Origin of the sequence: Xenorhabdus sp. BG5 (genome assembly GCF_015163665.1) — a bacterium.
Lineage (GTDB): Bacteria > Pseudomonadota > Gammaproteobacteria > Enterobacterales > Enterobacteriaceae > Xenorhabdus.
In genome coordinates, this window is the sequence record NZ_JADEUG010000099.1 from 1 (window position 1) to 639 (window position 639).

The 639-nt window shown below is 39.6% G+C and carries 1 protein-coding gene; it reads left to right on the forward strand.

The window, feature by feature from the left end:
• The first annotated feature begins 119 nt into the window (after positions 1-119).
• Positions 120-557, forward strand: coding sequence for an IS200/IS605 family transposase (gene tnpA, locus IQ209_RS17990; RefSeq protein ID WP_193852542.1), 438 nt, complete (start codon positions 120-122; stop codon positions 555-557).
• Positions 558-639: the final 82 nt, after the last annotated feature.

Sequence of the window (639 nt, forward strand, 5' to 3'; positions counted from 1 at the left end):
TTTATTCATAACTGAATACCACCTCCTGCGGAGGTGGTCAGCAGCAAATTGGCTCTGCCAATAATGCTACTCATGGGAAAATCCGAACTGTTATCCCCATAACAGAGAAGGATTTAACCATGAGTAGATTCAAGAAAGCATCGCATGTAGTTTGGTGTTGTCAATATCATATTGTCTGGACGCCCAAATACCGATTTAGGATACTGAAAAATAATGTAGGAAGGGAGGTCTATAAGCAGATACGGATTTCATGTGAGCAACTCGAGATAGAAATTGTAGAATTGAATGTTCAAATAGATCATGTTCATCTTCTGGTAAAAATACCCCCGAAATTATCTGTATCTCAGGTGCTTGGGCATCTAAAAGGACGAACGGCCATCCGATTATTTAATAAATTTCCCTATTTGAGAAAGAAAAAGTTATGGGGAAATCACTTTTGGTCGAGAGGATACTGTGTAGATACCGTAGGTGTAAATGAAGAAATGATAAGGAAGTATGTGAAGTATCAGGAAAAACATGAACATGAGGACAATCAATTATCGTTAAAAGGGATGTGAAGTGAAGGCTCTCAGAGTCTGAACTAATAGCGCCCCTCTGGGGCGAAATCAAAGCCGCCTTCTATGAAGGCGGTTTTTTACT

Coding starts and splice junctions, on each gene's coding strand:
- tnpA (WP_193852542.1), top strand. CDS start 120: ATGAGTAGATTCAAGAAAGCATCGCATGTAGTTTGGTGTTGTCAATAT.